This window comes from Acidimicrobiales bacterium (genome assembly GCA_035316325.1).
Lineage (GTDB): Bacteria > Actinomycetota > Acidimicrobiia > Acidimicrobiales > VFJN01 > DASXTK01.
This window is the reverse complement of sequence record DATHJB010000107.1, coordinates 24940-42170: the sequence shown is the minus strand read 5'-3', so window position 1 is coordinate 42170 and position 17231 is coordinate 24940. Positions and strand designations below refer to the sequence as shown.

Sequence of the window (17231 nt, the reverse complement as noted above, 5' to 3'; positions counted from 1 at the left end):
ATGGCTACGAAGGGTGTGAGCTCCCACCGCGAGCGCAAGCGCGACCAGCGTGCAAGACTCGTCTCCGGCGACATGGCACCAGCACCAGAACCGACGGTCACCCTTGCCGGGCCTCCCGAACCGGCGGACAGCGGCCCCGTGAAAGAGGCGTCGGCCGGAGCCACGCCCGCGATCCTGTTGGTGTGGGACGACGCCGGCCGCTGCACGGCGGTCGAGCCCGCGGTCCGCGACGTCGCCGACGCCGTGCCCATCGCCGACAACCTGCTGGGCGACGGCTGGCTCGACCTGCTCGACCCCGACGACCGCTCCCGTGCCACCACGCTGGTGAAGAACGTGCTCGCCGACGACGTCGAGGTGACCAGCGGCGAAGACGGCATCCGCCTGTGCGACGCCGACGGCTGGGCGGTGCTGCGGGTCCACCAGAACCAGAGCGGTGGCGCCAGCGGCGTCCTGGTCGATGCCAGCCGCTCGTACGGGTCGACCGCCCGGCTGGCCCGCCTGGTCGAGAACCTCAACCAGCTGCGGCGCGAGGACGACATCGTCCGGGCGATCCTCAGCGAGGGCGTGTCGCTGCTCGGGGCCCACTCGGCGACCGTGTACGTGCTCGACGACGCCTGCAGCGAGCTGGTGATGATGGGCTCCGTGGGCGTCCCGCCGGAGGAGCTGCACGAGGACTTCGGGCGGTTGGCGGTCGACGCCCAGCTGCCCGCCGTCGATGCCATGCGCAGCGGCGAGCCGGTGGTGGTCCGCACGCTGGAGGAGCGGCGCGAGCGCTACCCGGCGCTCGACTCCGTCCGGGTCAAGTGGGATCCGACGTTCGTCGTGGTGCCGATGTACCGGGCCACGGGCGAGCCGTTCGGCGCGTTCGGGCTGGGCTTCTCGTCGACCACGGTGCTCGACCAGCTCAGCAACGAGTTCCTCACGGAGGTCGCCGGGCAGTGCTCCCTGGCCCTCGACCGCTCGCGCCTCGCCACCGTCGCCGAGCGCAACCAGGAGCAGCTGGCGTTCCTCGACGCGCTCAGCGGTGCCCTCAGCCGCAGCCTCGACGTGGAGACGGCGCTGACCCACCTGGCCGAGCTGACCGTGCCCCGCCTCGCCGACTGGTGCGCCGTGCGGGTGGTGGAGTCGGCGGCGATCCCGCACCCGGCGATCGGCGTCGCTCACCGCGACCCCACCAAGGTCGGCCTGCTCACCCAGCTGGCCGAGCGCCTGCCACGCGACCTGATGGTGCAGGCCGAGCTGGGGGAGGCCTTCCGCGCCGCCCGCCCGTTCGTCAGCGAGGCGGTCGACCCCGCCGTGCTGGCGTCCCAGCTGGGCGACCCGCAGATCGGCGACGCGATCGGCTCGATCGGCGCCCAGGACGTCGTGATCTTCCCGCTCTACGCCCGCGGCCGTCTCATCGGCGCGCTGGGCTTCGGCAACTCCGTGACCCGGGCCATGAGCCCCGACGAGTTCGACCTGGCGCACGCCGTGGCCGTGCGGGCCGCGGTGCTGGTCGACAACGCCCGGATGTTCGCCGAACGGTCGGTGGTGGCCCGGGCGCTGCAGGACAGCCTCCTGCCGGGCGTGCTGCCCGACGTGCCCGGCGTCGAGTTGGGCGCCCGCTACCGCCCGGCCGGCCACGGGCTCGACGTCGGCGGCGACTTCTACGACGCCTTCCAGGCCGACGAGAACTGGTGGGTGTTCGCCGTCGGCGACGTGTGCGGCCACGGCGTGGAGGCCGCATCGCTCACCGGCCTGGCCCGTCACACGATCCGGTCGGCGGCGATGAGCGGCGTCATGCCCTCCGCGGTGCTGGGCCACCTCAACCGCATGCTCCTGCAGCACACCTCCGAGGAGTCGGCCCGGCACGACAGCGACGTGCCGATGACGCCTCGCTTCTGCACCGTGCTGGTGGGTGCGGTCCAGCCGACGCTCGAGGGCGTCGACATCATCGTCTGCTCGGGGGGCCACCCGTTGCCGCTGGTGCGGCGGTCCACCGACAAGGTGGTGCCCGTGGGCGTGCCCGGCACGCTGCTGGGGGTCACCGACGAGGTGTCGCTCACCGACACGGTCGTCCACCTGGCGCCGGGCGAGTCGCTGGTCTGCTACACCGACGGCCTCACGGACCGGCGCTCGGGACGGCGCACGTTCGGCGAGGAGGGCGTGGTCACCGCCATGCTGCGCAGCCGTACCGCCTGTGCCCGCGAGATGGCCGAGCAGGTGGAGGCCGACGCGGTCGGCTTCGTGGAGTACGAGCCCACCGACGACATGGCCGTGCTCGTCCTGAAGGCCTTGCCGACCAAGTGAGGTCGGACGGGAAGTAGCTTCTCGGCCCGTATGGCCGGAATGAGGGTCGCCACCTGGAACTGCCAGCACGGTCGCCCTGAGCCGCCCCGCATCGGTGAGGAGGCGGCGGCGCTCGACGTGGACGTCCTGGCGATGCAGGAGGTCGACCGGGGTTCACGCCGGGTGGAGCAGCGTGATCTGGCGGCCATGGTGCAGGAGGCGTTCGGGGGCCACCTGACGTGGGCGCCGGCGTTCACGTTCTCGGACGGCGGCGAATACGGCAACGCGCTGCTTGTGCGGGGCGAGGTGCGCGACGAGCTGGTGCTGCCGCTGCCGGGGCGGCGCCGCGGCAAGGGCAGCGAGCCGCGGGTGGCGTCGATCACCGCGGTGGTGGTCGACGGCCGGCACTGGACCGTGGCGAACACGCACCTGAGCACCCACCGGCGGATGGCGGCCGAGCAACTGGTCGCCCTCCTCGACGCCCTGCGGTCGTGGCCGGCGCCCCGGGTGCTGCTCGGCGACCTGAACCTGGAGGTGCCGCACCTCCTGCCGTCGCTCACGGCCGAGAGCTACCGCATGGCGATCGGCCCGGCGACCCATCCGGCGCAGCGCCCGCGCCGGCAGATCGACCACGTCGCCGTGTCGGGGCAGGGCTGCTCGGTGGTCCCGTGGGAGGCCGTGCAGCTGGCCGTCGGCGACCACCGAGCGTTGATCGCCGACGTGAGCTGCCCCGACTGACGACTGACTGACTGGCTAGCCCTCGATGAAGGCCTGGAGGTCGTCGCGGGCGACGTCGTCGTGGACCTGCGTCGGCGGCGACTTCATCAGGTACTGGCAGGCCGGCAGCACCGGGCCGCCCAGGCCCCGGTCGGCGGCCAGCTTGGCGAGCCGCACCGCGTCGATGATCACGCCCGCCGAGTTGGGCGAGTCGTGCACCTCGAGCTTGAGCTCCACGGTGAGCGGCACGTCGCCGAAGTTGCGGCCCTCCAGGCGGATGAAGGCCCACTTGCGGTCCTCCAGCCAGGGCACGTGGTCGGACGGGCCGATGTGCACGTCGCGGTCGCCGATCCCCGACTCGATCTGGCTGGTGACCGACTTCGTCTTCGACACCTTCTTCGACATCAGCCGGGTGCGCTCCAGCATGTTCATGAAGTCCATGTTGCCGCCGAAGTTCAGCTGGTAGGTGTGGTCGATGGTGGTGCCGCGGTCCTCGAACAGGCGGGCCAGCGTGCGGTGCACGATGGTGGCGCCCACCTGCGACTTGATGTCGTCACCCACGATCGGTACGCCGGCCTCGGTGAACTTGGCGGCCCACTCGGGGTTCGACGCGATGAACACCGGGATGGCGTTGACGAAGGCCGTGCCCGAGTCGATGCACGCCTGGGCGTAGTGCTTCTGCGCCTCCTCGGAGCCAACCGGCAGGTACGACACCAGCACGTCGGCCTTGGCGTCGCGCAGCGCCTGGGTGACGTCGACGGGCTCGGCCGCCGACTCCTCGCAGACCTCCGAGTAGTACTGGCCGAAGCCGTCGTAGGTGGGCCCCCGCAGCACCGTGATGCCGCTCTCGGGCACCTCCGCGAAGCGGATGGTGTTGTTCGGGCCCGAGAAGATGGCCTTGGCCATGTCGATGCCCACCTTGTCGGCATCGACGTCGAACGCGGCGACGACCTCGATGTCGCGGATGTGGTAGCCGCCGAGGTCGACGTGCATCAGGCCCGGGACCTGGTCGTCGGGGTTGGCGTCCTTGTAGAACTCCAGGCCCTGGACCAGCGAGCTGGCACAGTTCCCCACACCGGCGATGGCGAGGCGGATCTTGCTCATCAGTTGTCTCCCCTGTCCTTCTCGGCGCCGCCGGCCTCGGTGGCCCCGGTCGGCTCGGCCGCTTCTTCAGCGGCGATGAGCCGGTCGAGCCACGCCAGGTCGGCGGTCACAGCTTCCGTGTCGTGCTCCATGAGCGAGCGCAGGTAGGTGGTCAGGCGCCGGGGGCCCCCGGCTGTGCGGGTTTCGTCGCGACGGCGCACCAGCTCCGACCGGCGCCGCCGGAAGAGAGCCACGCGCTCGCCGGGCGCGAGGTGGTGGCAGAACGCCACGCGCACCTCGAAGTCGCGGTCGTCGGCGACGTTGGCGTCGACCAGCAGCTCGTGGAGCCGCCGATCGCCGTCGTCGGTGAGCCCGTAGACCTTCTTCCCCCGGCTGCCGCGCTTCGTCTCGCCGGCAGCGTTGCGCCGGAGAGCACGGAAGGCGACCAGTTCGCCGGCCAGCGAGCCGCTCATGGGGGCCGGTGGCGTCGGCGTCTTCTGGAAGGTGACGGCCTTGACGAACCCGGCGCGCTCCAGGCGGCCGAGCGCGGGATAGAGCGAACCGAACGACACGGTCGGGCGTGCGCCCGGGAGCTCGTCGAGCCGTTTGCGCAGCTCGTAGCCATGGAGATCCTGGTCCTTGAGGAGGCCGAGGATGGCGATGTCGATCATGTCCGCAACCTAGGTCGTTTGTTCCAGCAGTTGTATCGATCCGAAGTATCGGCTCGATATATCGGGCGCCAGTGTGCCGGGCGGTGAACGACACGTCAACGCGGGGTGTCGCCAGCGTGGCGTGACATGTGCCACCAGGTGGCCGGGCCCGCCGCCCAGGCGCGTCCCCGGACGCACCCTCCAACCGCCCCGCCGCCGCCCCAAGAGGCCTCGGCTGCGCCGAGCCTCTAACCTCTTTTGCCATGAACCTGCGGCCTGAGGCGATCAGGGGCACGAGCGGAACGGGCGTCGTCGACTACCGCCTCGCCCGTCAGCAGGTGATCCAGCAGTACCACAAGGGCCGGCTCTCGCGGCTCGACGTGTGCGACGCCCATCCCGAGCTGCGACGGGCCGCGATGGGGGCCAGCCAGCCCACCTCCGAGGTCTGCCCGATCTGCGAGGACGAGACCGTCGCGCTCGTCACCTACGCCTTCGGGCCCCGGCTGCCGCCCGGTGGTCGCTGCATCTCGACGGCGCGCGACATGGCCAAGCTGTCGCGGGGCAAGGCCCAGGTGACGTGTTACGTGGTCGAGGTGTGTCCGGCCTGCGCCTGGAACCACCTGACCCGGGTGTTCCACGTCGGCGGGTAGCAACCCGCCGCCGCCCGAAGGGCTTCGGCTCCGTCGAGCCACTAACCTCCTGGTTCCGTCATGGACCGCTACGAGCGCCCCGATCGGCCGCCGCCTCGCTCTCCACGACCTCCGAGCGAACGAGCTGGTGGCCCCAATCAGATCTTCGTGGATGCCCCGCGCCCAGGCCCGGGCCCGGGTGACCGCGCCGAGCCGCCGAGCTCGGGGTTCCCGGGTCAGCCACCCCCGCCCCGCGGCTCGGGGCGAGGGGCCGGCAGCAGCGGCGGCAACGGGAGCCCGCCGCGCAAACGCAGCATCGTGTGGCGGATGCGGCGGTTCCTGTTCGTCGCCAGCCTCCTGGTGATGGCGCTGATCGCCGCGTCGGTCGCCAAGATGGCCGACACCGAGCTGCCCGAGGCGGCAGACCTGCAGCAGTCGAGCTTCATCTGCGACGCCGAGGTCCCCGACAACTGCAACTCCACCAACGCCATGGCCAAGATCTCCCAGGGCGAGGACCGTCAGAACGTCAGCTTCGAGGAGGTCCCCGAGCTGGTCTGGCAGGCCGTGGTCGACTCCGAGGACGCCGACTTCTTCGAGCACAAGGGCGTCAACCCCATCGCCATCAGCCGGGCGCTCTACTGGGACCTCCGTAGCGGCACGACCGTGCAGGGCGGCTCGACCATCACCCAGCAGTTCGTCAAGAACACCTTCCTCTCCCACGAGCAGACCGTCACCCGCAAGGTGAAGGAGGCGATGCTCGCGATCAAGGTGGAGCAGTCGTACTCGAAGGAGGAGATCCTCGAGGGCTACCTCAACACCATCTTCTTCGGGCGCAACGTCTACGGCATCAAGGCCGCGGCCCAGGCGTACTACGGCAAGAACCTCGACCAGCTGGAGCTGAAGGAGGTCACGTACCTGGCGGGTCTCATCCGTGCCCCCAACCGCGCCGACGCCACCGTCAACCCGGAGGCGGCCAAGGACCGGCGCACCAAGGTGCTCGTCGCGATGCTCGAAGAGGGCCACATCACCCAGGCCGACTACGACGCCACCGTCGACCTGCCGTTCGACTACGTGACGGCGCCCGTGACGGGTGGGAACAAGACGATCAAGATGCAGGGGGCCGGCGGCGGCTACATCACCCAGTACGTCAGCCAGTCGATCCTGAACGATCCTGAGACCTACAACCTGACCGAAGAGGAGCTGGCCCTCGGTGGCCTGCGGGTCTACACCACCATCAACCCCGCGATGCAGCAGGCGGCGTGGGACGCCATGTACAACCCGGCGGTCAACACGAGCTACCCGCTGAACAACCCGGACCTGCCCCTCGGTGCGATGGTGTCGATCGACGACAAGGGCCACGTGAAGGCCATGGTGGGCGGTCGGGGCGACGGCAGCGGCGCCAACTTCGCCGTCGCCGGCCACGGTGCCTCCGGCCGGCCGGTGGGTTCGACGTTCAAGCCGATCGTGCTGGCCGAGGCGATCCGCCAGGGCTACTCGTTGGAGTCGATGCTGCCGGCACCCCAGCAGGCCGAGATCCCCTCGATCCCCGAGTGCGGCGACTGGCAGCCCCGCAACGCCGGCGAGTCGGAGATCCCGGGCGAGCGCATCGACCTCATGACCGCCACGCAGGAGTCGGTGAACACCGCCTACGCCAACCTCATCTACGAGCTCGCGGTCGGCAACGGCGGCAGCACCGCCAAGGTGACGGAGATGGCGGCGGCGCTGGGCATGGATCCCGAGCAGATCAACAAGTGCCTGACGATGGTGCTCGGGTCCAACAACAGCACGCCGTTGGAGATGGCCGAGGTGTACTCCACCTTCGCCAACGGCGGTGTCCACCGGCCGCCCAAGGTCATCCTCAAGATCGAGCGCGTCGACCAGGAGGGCAAGGTCACGCTCATCTACCAGGCAGCGGAGGAGAGCAGCCGGGCGTTGAACGAGATCGAGGCCGCCCGGGTGACCGCCAGCCTGGAGCGGGTCATCGCCGACGGCACCGGCTGGCGGGCCAAGCTGAACATCCCGGCTGCGGGCAAGACCGGCACCACGGGCGACAACAAGGACGCCTGGTTCGTCGGCTACACGCCCAAGCTCACCACCGCGGTGTGGATGGGCTTCGAGATCCCGGACCAGGACAACCCCGAGTGCAAGGCCGACGCCGCGGCCGGTGTCACGGAAGGCCAGTGGGCCGACTTCGCCGGTCAGCCCGAGAAGTGCCCGGCCAAGATCGCGAGCATGGGCACCGCCGGTGAGCAGAGCAAGCCCGTCTACGAGTGGGACATGGTCACCGGCGGGTCGATCCCGGCGATCATCTGGAAGCTCTACATGGACAAGGCCACCGCCGGCACCAACGACCCGTTCCGGCAGCTCACCCCCGAGGAGCTGCGCGCGGGCAAGGACTTCGAGACCGGCGAGTACGTCACCGACACCACGACCACCACCACGCTCCCGACCGGACCGACCGGCCCGGTCGTCACCGAACCGACGATGACGCTGCCGTCGTTCCCGCAGATCCCTACCACCTCGATTCCGCCGACCGACCCCCCGGTCCCCGACACGACCACCACGACCGATCCGCGCGGCGGTGGGCCACCTGGCGGCGGCGGTGGCGGCGACTAGCGCTCGCTCCGCAGGGGAATCCGGCGCGCCCTCGGTGGGTTGACACCACTGGCCAAGCGGTTCCGTCGGCACTACCGTCGTGAGCACCGCCGGCAGCCACACAGGCGCTGGACGGAGAAGGAGGTGTGCCACATGAGCACGCGAACTGCTCCCGCCATCCGGGCCCGCAAGGTGCGGGACGGGGGCGAGCCCCTGGTCATGGTCACCGCGTACGACGCGCCGGGTGCCCGGCAGGCCCACGAGGCCGACGTCGACATGGTGCTCGTCGGCGACTCGCTCGCCATGGTGGTCCTCGGTTACGACGACACGCTCCAGGTGACCGTCGACGACATCGCCCACCACGTCGGCGCGGTGCGCCGGGGCCTGACGAGCTCGACGGCCGAGGGCCCGGCGCCCCTGGTCGTCGGCGACATGCCGTGGATGAGCTACCACACCACCCCGGCCGAGGCCGTCCGCAACGCGGCCACGCTGATCCGGGCGGGGGCGTCGGCAGTGAAGCTCGAGGGCGGTCGCAAGCGGCTCCCGGTCGTCGAGGCGATCCTCGACGCCGAGGTGCCGGTGCAGGGTCACCTGGGCCTCACCCCGCAGTCGCTGCACGCCATGGGCGGCTTCAAGGTGCAGGGGCGCCAGCACGACGCGGCGCTCGCCCTGGTCGACGAGGCCAAGGCGCTGGCCGCCATCGGTTGCTTCTCGCTGGTGCTGGAGGGCGTGCCCGACGAGGTCGCCCGCATGGTGACCGACTCGGTGGACGTCCCCACCATCGGCATCGGCGCCGGGCCGCACTGCGACGGCCAGGTGCTCGTGTACCACGACCTGCTGGGCCTGGAGAACCGGATGCGGCCCAAGTTCGTGCGTCGCTACGCCGAGCTGGGCGACGCCTCGGTGGTGGCGCTCCGGGCGTTCGCCGACGACGTGCGCACCGGTCGCTTCCCCGCCGACGACGAGAGCTACCACCTCTCGGCCGACGTCGTGGAGAGCCTCGGCCTCTACGGGAGCGCCCACTGACCTGGTGACGGGTGCCGGTGCGCGTCGCCGAATCCGGTCGTGCAAGGATCGGTGCCGTGCACCGGACACCGTCGCGTGGTCGCCGTCTCGTCGTGCTGGTGGCCGGCCTGAGCCTGCTGGTCGCCGCCTGTGGCGGGGACGACGACGAGGAGGCCGCCGACAGCAGCTCGATCGGCGACTCCGCCGACACCAGCGCCACCACCGGCGTCGAGCCGGAGTCCCCGGGCGACGGGGTGCTCGTCTCGGCGGGGGATGCGCCGGCGGCCCAGGGTGCGGGGCTCTCCGAGGCGCCGGGCCCGGACGACCGTGAGCTGCTCGACGGCTTCGGCGAGGTGGCCATCGCGATCACCAACCCGGACGGGTCGGTGAAGGGCTGGTGCGTGCTGCTGGCGGAGACCGAGGAGCAGCGGGGGCGGGGCCTCATGGAGGTCACCGACTTCGGTGGCTACGAGGGGATGCTGTTCGTGTGGGCCGACGACAACTCGTCGAGCTTCTACATGCGCAACACGCCGACGCCGCTGTCGATCGCCTGGGTCGACGCCGAGGGCGAGATCGTGTCGAGCACCGACATGGAGCCGTGCGACGACCTGCCCGGCTGCCCGCTCTACCCACCGGCGGGGCCCTACCGGTTCGCCCTCGAGGTGCCGAAGGGGGACCTCGGGAAGGTGGGCCTGGTCGACGGAGCCACGCTGCGCGTCGGCGGAACCTGCGCGACCTAGCCCTTTACTGTCACACCCCACCAACCACCCCGCCGCCGCCCCAAAAGGCGAAGGGCTTCGCCTTCACTGTCACACCCCGCGTTTACAAAGGGAGCATGCTCTCCCGCTACAGTCACCCGGTTGCAATTGATGGCCCCTGCTCCCACGCGTCGTCGTGGGGGCCCCGGTGGGAGCCGGGCTCACAGGAGGAGACCGCTCGCCATGCGAGCCTATGAACTGATGATCATCGTCGACGCCGAGCTCGACGACGAGATCATCGACGCACAGGTCAAACGAGTCGCCGAGCTGGTCACCCAGCGCGGCGGCGAGATCAAGGCCGAAGACCGCTGGGGACGCCGGCGGTTCGCCTACGAGATCAACCACAAGACCGAGGGCTACTACGTGGTCTACGAGTTTGTGGGAGGCAGCGAGCTTGCCCAGCTCGAGCGGGCGCTGCGACTCGCGGACGAGATCGTCCGCCACAAGCTGTTCCGTCTGCCCGACCGCGAGGCCGCCCGCCGCGGCTGGCTCGCGTCGACGGCGACCTGAGAAGAGGACTGTCATGTCGTCCACCGTCACCATCGTCGGGAACCTCACCCGCGACCCCGAGCTCCGCTACACCCCCAACGGCGCAGCCGTCGCCACCTTCGGCGTGGCTGTCAACCGCCGCTGGCAGAACCGTGACAGCCAGCAGTGGGAGGAGGCGACGTCCTTCTTCAACGTCACCTGCTGGCGTGACCTGGCCCAGAACGTGAGCGAGTCGCTCGAGAAGGGCTCGCGCGTGCTCGTGTCCGGGCGCCTCGAGCAGCGTTCCTGGGAGACCCAGGACGGCGAGAAGCGCTCGGTCGTCGAGGTCGTCGCCGACGAGATCGGTCCCAGCCTCCGCTGGGCCACCGCCACCATCAACCGCAACGAGCGCCGCACCGCCGAGGGTGGCTCGGCCAACGGCGGCGGTGGCGGTGGCTGGAGCCCCAAGCCGGCCTCCAACGAGCCCCCGCCCACCTACGATCCGGCGGAGGAGCCGTTTTGATCAACAAATCGCGTTCGAAGAACAAGGACAACGCCCGCAGGGCCAAGAAGAAGACGAGCATCCTCAACACCGAGGCCGTCAAGTACGTCGACTGGAAGGACGTGAACCTGCTGCGGCGGTTCATGTCCGACCGGGCCAAGGTGCGGGCCCGCCGGGTGACGGGCAACAACGCCCAGCAGCAGAGCGAGATCGCCAAGGCGATCAAGAACGCGCGGGAGATGGCCCTGCTGCCGTACGTCACGCGCATCACCCAGCAGCGTGGCGGTCGCGGCGACAAGGGCGACCGTGGCGACCGGGGCCCCCGTGGCGATCGCGACGATCGCGGTCCCCGTCCCGACCGTGACGACCGTCCGCCCCGTCCCGACCGTGACGATCGCCCGCCCCGTGGCGACGCGTCGGCGGCGCCGCCGGCGTCGGCACCGCCGCCGGTGCCCGCCGCGGCCGCGGCTGGCGACAGCCCGAGCGAAGGTGCGGCGTCGTGATGAAGGTCATCCTCCGCACCGACGTGAACGACCTGGGCAAGCGGGGCGACATCCTCGACGTCGCCGATGGCTACGCCCGCAACTACCTCGTGCCCAAGGGCATCGCCATCAAGGCGTCCGACGGCACGCAGTCCCAGGCGAAGGCCATGCGCCGAGCGCGCGACCTGCGTGACGCGCAGGACCGGTCGGCGGCAGAAGAGGTCGCCACCACCATCGTGGCGAAGGTCGTCACGCTCACGGCTCGAGCCGGCAGCGAGGGCAAGCTGTTCGGCTCGGTCACGGCGTCCGACATCGCCGCCGCCGTCGAGGCGCAGACGGGCGTCGAGATCGACCGTCGCAAGCTGGACCTCCCCGAGCCGGTGAAGACCCTGGGTACCCATGTGATCCCGGTCAAGCTGCACGCCGATGTGCAGTTCCCGATCACCGTCGAGGTCGTGGCCGAGTAGGCCCGTGCGACCGCCGGCAGCGCGGTGCTGCCGGCGGTCCGCGATCGCCTCCCCTGGCGATCCACAGCTTCTCCACACCGTTCGTTCGGTGTTGTCACCGCCACATGCTGGGCATGCGCGCCTGCGCGCCGCTGTCCGTGCGCCGGTCATCCCCAGGTCAGCAAGGTTTTCAACAGGATTCCCCCGCCTTTTCAACAGGGTTATCCGTCTTCCTCCGCACAGGGCGCAGCTGCGAGTGTGAGGTCTCCCATGGCACGGCCCGACGACGACACGACATCCCGGCGCAAGGCTCCTGGTGGTCGCGTGCCGCCGCACGACCTGCAGGCGGAGGAGTCGTTGCTCGGCGCGATGATGCTGGAGCAGGAGGCCATCGCCAACGCCGCCGGCGTCATCCGGGCCGACGACTTCTACAAGCCGGCGCACGCCCACGTCTACGAGGCGATCCACTCGCTGTACGCCTCGGGCCAGGCGGTCGACCCGGTCACGGTGGCCGACGAGCTACGCCGCAGCGGGCTGCTCGACGCCGTGGGCGGGCACCAGACGCTGGTCCAGATCATGTCGTCCACGCCGGCGACCACCAACGCTGCCGGCTACGCCCACATCATCGAGGAGCACGCCCTGCTCCGGCGGCTGATCGGCGTCGCCGGCGAGATCGCCGAGATCGGCTACGGGCTGCCCGACGACGTCACCAAGGCGCTCGACCGGGCCGAGTCGCTGGTCTACGAGGTCAACCAGCGCCGGGTCACCGACACCACCGCGAAGATCGAGGAGCTGCTCGGCCTCAACCTCGACCGCCTGGAGCAGCTCTACGGCCGGGGCGACGCCATCACCGGCACCCCCACCGGCTACGCCGACCTCGACGACCTGCTCTCCGGCCTCCAGCCCAACAACCTCGTCATCGTCGGCGCCCGCCCCGCCATGGGCAAGGCCCTGGCGCTGGACACGCCCATCCCGACGCCCGACGGCTGGACGACGATGGGCGACCTGGCCGTCGGCGACCGCGTGCTCGACGACGCCGGTCGACCCTGCTCGGTCACCTACGCCACCCCGGAGCAGCTCGACCGGCAGTGCTACGAGGTCGAGCTCGACGACGGGACGACGGTCGTCGCCGACGCCGACCACCAGTGGTCCGCCTACGACCGGCGGGCCTGGAAGGCCGCGGGCGCACGCAGCTACGGCCAGGGGTCGAACCCGCCGGGCGCTCGGGTGGTGACCACCTGGCAGATGCTCGACGAGGGCCTCCGGGCCGGCCCCGACGACCGCCCCAACTGGTACATCCCGGTGGCGCAGGCGCTGGACCTCCCCGAGCAGGAGCTGCCGGTCGACCCCTACGTGCTCGGGTGCGAGCTGGGCGCCGGCACGACCGTCGACGACGGGGACCGCGCCCACTTCGAGGGCGAGCTGGCCATGGCCGGACATCAGCTCCTGAAGGGCCACGCCCCCCTCGACCACATCCCCGCCCTCTACCTGCGGGCGTCCCCCAAGCAGCGGCTGGCGCTCCTCCAGGGCCTGCTCGACACCGACGGCCGCGTCGTCGACCCCTTCGGCACGGTCGAGCTGCACCTGGCGAGCCGACCGCTGCTGCAGCAGGCGCACGAGCTCGTGTGCACGCTGGGCCACAAGCCCGGGAGGATCCGGCGCACCGGCGCGGCCTGGGAGTTCAGCTGGACGCCGCTCGACCCGGTGTTCCGCCTGGCCCGCAAGGCCGAGCAGCTGGAGCGCACGAGGAGCCACCGCGCCTTCGGCGCCATGACCCGGCGCACCGTGCGGGCGATCCGCCCGGTCGCCTCGGTGCCGGTGCGCTGCATCACCGTCGACTCGTCGAGCCACCTCTACCTGGCGGGCCACACGCTGGTCCCGACCCACAACACCTCGTTCGCGCTGGGCATGGCCACGCACGCGGCCCTGTACGCGAGCCATCCCGTGCTGGTCTTCAGCCTGGAGATGGGGAACCTCGAGCTGAGCCAGCGCATGCTGTGCGGCGAGGCCCGGATCGACTCGCAGCGGGTTCGGTCCGGCAACCTCAACGAGGACGACTGGAGCCGCATCAGTCAGGCGATCGGCCGGCTCGCCCAGGCGCCGATCTGGATCGACGACAACCCGAACCTCACGGTGATGGAGATCCGGGCCAAGGCCCGGAGGCTCAAGAGCCAGACCGGTTCGCTCGGCATGGTGGTCATCGACTACCTCCAGCTGATGACCGGCCGGGGTAGCGCCGAGAACCGCCAGGTCGAGGTGTCGGAGATGAGCCGAGGCCTCAAGATCCTCGCCCGCGAGCTGGAGTGCCCCGTCGTCGCGCTCTCCCAGCTCTCCCGCCAGCTGGAGATGCGGGCCGACAAGCGCCCCATGCTCGCCGACCTCCGTGAATCGGGGTCGATCGAGCAGGACGCCGACGTGGTGATGTTCATCTACCGAGACGACGTGTACAACAGCGATTCGCCCGACCGGGGGCAGGCGGAGATCATCGTGGCGAAGCACCGGAACGGGCCGACCGGGGTGGCGCGACTGGCGTTCCTGTCGCAGTACACCCGGTTCGCCAACATGGCCCGCGTCGAGTAGTCAGTCGAGGCGGAAGACCGGGAAGCCGGGGGCGATGGCGGCGAGCTCGTCGTCGGTGGAGCTCTTGCCGACGCCTTCGAAGAACTGGCCGACCTCCCAGCCCCAGCGCTCGACGTAGGCCCGCAGGACCGGCGCCTTGGCGTCGTCGTCCAGCTCCGTCGCCTGGAACGACTCGAACTTGCGGCCGATGTGCAGCTCACCGACGCCGTCGGCGGCTCGCATGTTGCGGACCCACTGGGTGGTCCCCCGGGGAGCGACGAGGTAGCGGCGGCCCTCGAGGTCGAGGAGGTTCACGACCGTGGTCCGGGTCTTTCCGCTGGTGCGCCCGACGACGCGCAGCTCCCGGCTGCCCATCAGGCTGACGCCCCGCCGAGCCAGCCAGTGCACCGTGGGGTTGAAGACCGTCCGGGTGAACCAGCCGGGCGCGAGGTAGCGATCGGGCGAACTGTGATCAGTGCTCTCGTTCATGAGCAACGTTCTACCGGGTGTTCGTCCCGAATGCAAGAGCACTGCTCTCGTTTCGGTATGCTGCTCCGCATGACGAGCGCGCCAACGACGGCCCGGGCTCGGGCGCGGGAGATGCTGACCGCCGAGATCAAGGCCACGGCCCGGCGCCACCTCGCCGAGGCCGGGGCGTCGAGTCTCTCGCTGCGGGCGGTGGCCCGGGAGCTCGGGATGGCGTCGTCGGCGGTCTATCGCTACTTCGCCAGCCGTGATGCCCTGCTCACCGCCCTGATCGTCGACGCCTTCGACGCCGTGGGCGAGGTGGCGGAGGAGGCGATCGCCGCCACGGCGGACGACGACGTGCTGGCCCGCTGGTGCGCCCTCGCCACGGCGATCCGGGGCTGGGCGCTGGCCCACCCGCACGACTACGCCCTCGTCTACGGCAGCCCCGTCCCCGGCTACCGGGCGCCCGACGACACCGTCACGCCGGCGGGCCGGGTCAGCGGGGCGCTGCTGCAGGTGGTGGGCGACGGGGTGGCGTCGGGCGCCATCGACACGGCTTCCACCGCCTCGGTGCCCCGGGTGGTCCACCGCGACCTGGCCCGGCTGCGCGACCTGGCCGCCCCGGGGATCCCCGACGAGGTGCTGGCCCGAGCCATGCTGGTGTGGACGGGCCTCTTCGGCCACATCAGCTACGAGCTGTTCGGCCACCTGCACCGGGTCGTCGAGGACTACGACGCCTTCTTCGACCACCAGACCCGCCGGGCCGGGACCTACCTGGTCGGGGGTTAGCGCAGCACCAGGTGGAAGTCGCCGAACTCGTGGCCGGCGAAGCCTGCCGCGATGGCTCGCTCGTAGCTGCGGTCGAGCGTCACGCGGCCGGCGACCGCCTCCACCAGCATGAGGTGCGACGCCTCGGGGTCGTGCCAGCCGCTGATCAGCCCGTCGACTGCCCGCACACCACGCTCGGGCGTGATCACCAGGTCGGTCCAGCCCTCGCCGGCGTGGACCCGGCCCGACCGGTCGGCCACGGTCTCGATGGCCCGGGTCGCCGTCGTCCCCACGGTCACGACACGGTGTCCCTCGGAACGGGCGTGGTTCACCGCGGCCGCCGTCGCCGACGGCACGGCGTAGCGCTCGGGGTACGGCGTCTCACCGGCCTCCTGGGAGGCCACTCCGGTGTGCAGGGTGATCGGCGCCAGCACCACGCCCTGGCTCACCAGCCGGGTCACCAGGTCCGGCGTGAAGCCCCGCGCCGCGGAGGGCATCTCGGCGCTGCCCGGCACGGTGGCGAACACCGTCTGGTAGGCCGACAGCGGCCACGGCCGGGCGTCCTTGCCATAGCGGATGGGACGCCCGAACCGCGCCAGGTGCTCGTCCAACGGCCGCGGCACCCGCAACCGGGCCACCCACAGCCGCACCGGCAGGCCCGAGGGCTCGTGGCCGGTCGGGTGGTAGGGCTCGATCAGGTCGAGCCGCGCGCCGCCGGGCAGGACGACCGGGCGGTCCGGGGGGAAGTCGAGCCACGGGACGCTCCCTGCGCCGTGGCGGTGGCGGGGCTCCACCACCCACAGGCCCGCCGCCTCGTCGAGCTGCGTCGACAGGTGGACCACCAGGCCGTTGCGGTGGTCGGGCGCCGGCAGCACGTCGCCCACGCCGTCGGCCACCAGGGCAGCCGGCCGGGTGGTCGACACGTTCACCACCAGGACGTCGCCCGGATCGAGGTACGCCGGCAGGTCGGCCATCGTCGTCTCGACCATCGACTGGTCGTCGCGGTACGTCACCAGCAGGCGGGCGTCGTCCCGCCGCCGACCGGTGAGGTCGAGCGGGGCCCGCGGCGCCAGCGGCTGGGTGAGGGCGACGGCGCTCACGACGCCACCCCCGACGGCGTGGGCACTGGTGCGAGCAGCGACACCTCCCGAGCCTCGTAGCGCCCGCTGGGCAGGTGGCCGGTCAGGAGCCGGCGGAACCCGGGGACGCTCACCTCGGGCGGTGGCAGGTCCGAGATGTCCTGCTCCGGCGCCGACTCCTGGTACATCTGCGTGCGCATCTCACCCGGGTCGACCCGGTAGACCCGCAGGTCCGGGTGCTCCTCGGCCACGACGGCGAAGGCCTGCTCCAGGGCGGCCTTGGAGGAGCCGTAGCCGCCCCAGCCGGGGTACGCGGCGACGGCGGCGTCGGAGGTGACGGCGACCACCCGTGCCCCGGGCCGGAGCTGGGGGAGGAGGTCCGACGTCAGGGCGATCGGGGCGACGACGTTGACCTCGAAGATCCGCCGCAGCACCTCGACCGGGTGTTCGAGCACCGGCGGCATCGGGCTCAGGCCGAGCGTCGAGGCGCTGAGCACCAGCGCGTCGAGCCCGCCGAACTCCTCCACCTCGGCGACCAGCGCGGCGCGGTGCCAGGCGTCGGTCACGTCGCCGGCGACGGCCCGGACCGTGGTGAACCCGTCCAGCTCGACCGCGGCCTCCGTCAGGGCCTCGGGGCTGCGGGCGTCGATCACCAGCTGCCAGCCGTCCCGGGCGAGGTCACGGGCCAGAGCCCGACCCAGGCCCCGGGAGGCGCCGGTGATGAGTGCGGTTGGCGTGTGGGTCGTGGTCATGA

16 protein-coding genes and 1 pseudogene are annotated in these 17231 nt (G+C 71.2%); 12 read left to right on the top strand and 5 right to left on the bottom strand.

Annotated features, from left to right (window positions below):
- Together VK611_14525 and VK611_14520 are read left to right on the top strand one after the other, a co-directional pair.
- Positions 1 to 2289, top strand: a complete 2289-nt coding sequence (locus VK611_14525; protein HMG42548.1) for a GAF domain-containing SpoIIE family protein phosphatase — start codon at positions 1 to 3, stop codon at positions 2287 to 2289.
- Between the two features lie 30 nt (positions 2290 to 2319).
- On the top strand, positions 2320 to 3006 hold the full coding sequence (locus VK611_14520) for an endonuclease/exonuclease/phosphatase family protein (protein HMG42547.1): 687 nt from the start codon (positions 2320 to 2322) through the stop codon (positions 3004 to 3006).
- A 15-nt stretch (positions 3007 to 3021) separates the two neighbouring features.
- On the opposite strand, the gene VK611_14515 is transcribed toward VK611_14520, so the two are convergent.
- On the bottom strand, positions 3022 to 4089 hold the full coding sequence (locus VK611_14515; GenBank protein HMG42546.1) for an inositol-3-phosphate synthase: 1068 nt from the start codon (positions 4087 to 4089) through the stop codon (positions 3022 to 3024).
- On the bottom strand, positions 4089 to 4739 hold the full coding sequence (locus VK611_14510) for a PadR family transcriptional regulator (GenBank protein HMG42545.1): 651 nt from the start codon (positions 4737 to 4739) through the stop codon (positions 4089 to 4091). Before VK611_14510 ends, VK611_14515 begins: the two co-directional genes overlap by 1 nt.
- Before the next feature lie 242 nt (positions 4740 to 4981).
- Here VK611_14510 and VK611_14505 point away from each other — a divergent pair, with 242 nt between their 5' ends.
- The 9 genes and pseudogenes from VK611_14505 (at position 4982) to dnaB (ending at position 14183) form a co-directional block, all read left to right on the top strand.
- Entirely contained in the window at positions 4982 to 5368 is a 387-nt protein-coding gene (locus VK611_14505; protein HMG42544.1) for a DUF5318 family protein, read from the top strand.
- A 306-nt stretch (positions 5369 to 5674) separates the two neighbouring features.
- A complete protein-coding gene (locus VK611_14500; GenBank protein ID HMG42543.1) occupies positions 5675 to 7963 on the top strand; it encodes a transglycosylase domain-containing protein in 2289 nt (762 codons plus the stop codon).
- Positions 7964 to 8095: 132 nt separating this feature from the next.
- Positions 8096 to 8968: a 3-methyl-2-oxobutanoate hydroxymethyltransferase gene (panB, locus tag VK611_14495; protein ID HMG42542.1), complete on the top strand. Its 873-nt coding sequence runs from the start codon at positions 8096 to 8098 to the stop codon at positions 8966 to 8968.
- 56 nt (positions 8969 to 9024) lie between these two features.
- The gene (locus tag VK611_14490; protein ID HMG42541.1) at positions 9025 to 9687 is read left to right on the top strand and encodes a DUF192 domain-containing protein; all 663 of its coding nucleotides are present in this window, start codon (positions 9025 to 9027) and stop codon (positions 9685 to 9687) included.
- Between the two features lie 201 nt (positions 9688 to 9888).
- Positions 9889 to 10215, top strand: a complete 327-nt coding sequence (gene rpsF, locus VK611_14485; protein ID HMG42540.1) for a 30S ribosomal protein S6 — start codon at positions 9889 to 9891, stop codon at positions 10213 to 10215.
- A 13-nt stretch (positions 10216 to 10228) separates the two neighbouring features.
- Entirely contained in the window at positions 10229 to 10696 is a 468-nt protein-coding gene (ssb, locus tag VK611_14480; GenBank protein HMG42539.1) for a single-stranded DNA-binding protein, read from the top strand.
- Positions 10693 to 10938, top strand: a pseudogene (gene rpsR, locus VK611_14475) (30S ribosomal protein S18). The gene ssb and the pseudogene rpsR overlap by 4 nt, the downstream one beginning before the upstream one ends.
- A 239-nt stretch (positions 10939 to 11177) precedes the next feature.
- Positions 11178 to 11624, top strand: a complete 447-nt coding sequence (gene rplI, locus VK611_14470) for a 50S ribosomal protein L9 (GenBank protein ID HMG42538.1) — start codon at positions 11178 to 11180, stop codon at positions 11622 to 11624.
- Between the two features lie 249 nt (positions 11625 to 11873).
- Entirely contained in the window at positions 11874 to 14183 is a 2310-nt protein-coding gene (gene dnaB / locus VK611_14465; protein HMG42537.1) for a replicative DNA helicase, read from the top strand.
- On the opposite strand, the gene VK611_14460 is transcribed toward dnaB, so the two are convergent.
- Positions 14184 to 14651 (bottom strand): nitroreductase/quinone reductase family protein, encoded by a 468-nt coding sequence (locus VK611_14460; GenBank protein ID HMG42536.1) that lies wholly within the window; start codon positions 14649 to 14651, stop codon positions 14184 to 14186.
- Positions 14652 to 14720: 69 nt separating this feature from the next.
- On the opposite strand from VK611_14460, the gene VK611_14455 reads away from it, so the two are divergent.
- Positions 14721 to 15419: a TetR/AcrR family transcriptional regulator gene (locus VK611_14455; GenBank protein HMG42535.1), complete on the top strand. Its 699-nt coding sequence runs from the start codon at positions 14721 to 14723 to the stop codon at positions 15417 to 15419.
- Here the strand turns inward: VK611_14455 and VK611_14450 are convergent.
- Both VK611_14450 and VK611_14445 read right to left on the bottom strand, forming a co-directional pair.
- Positions 15416 to 16498 carry an S-adenosylmethionine:tRNA ribosyltransferase-isomerase gene (locus tag VK611_14450; protein ID HMG42534.1) on the bottom strand — a complete coding sequence of 361 codons (1083 nt, stop codon included), beginning with the start codon at positions 16496 to 16498 and terminating at the stop codon, positions 15416 to 15418. The two genes, VK611_14455 and VK611_14450, sit on opposite strands and share 4 nt — an antisense overlap.
- The gene (locus VK611_14445) at positions 16495 to 17229 is read right to left on the bottom strand and encodes an SDR family oxidoreductase (GenBank protein ID HMG42533.1); all 735 of its coding nucleotides are present in this window, start codon (positions 17227 to 17229) and stop codon (positions 16495 to 16497) included. Before VK611_14445 ends, VK611_14450 begins: the two co-directional genes overlap by 4 nt.
- Positions 17230 to 17231: the final 2 nt, after the last annotated feature.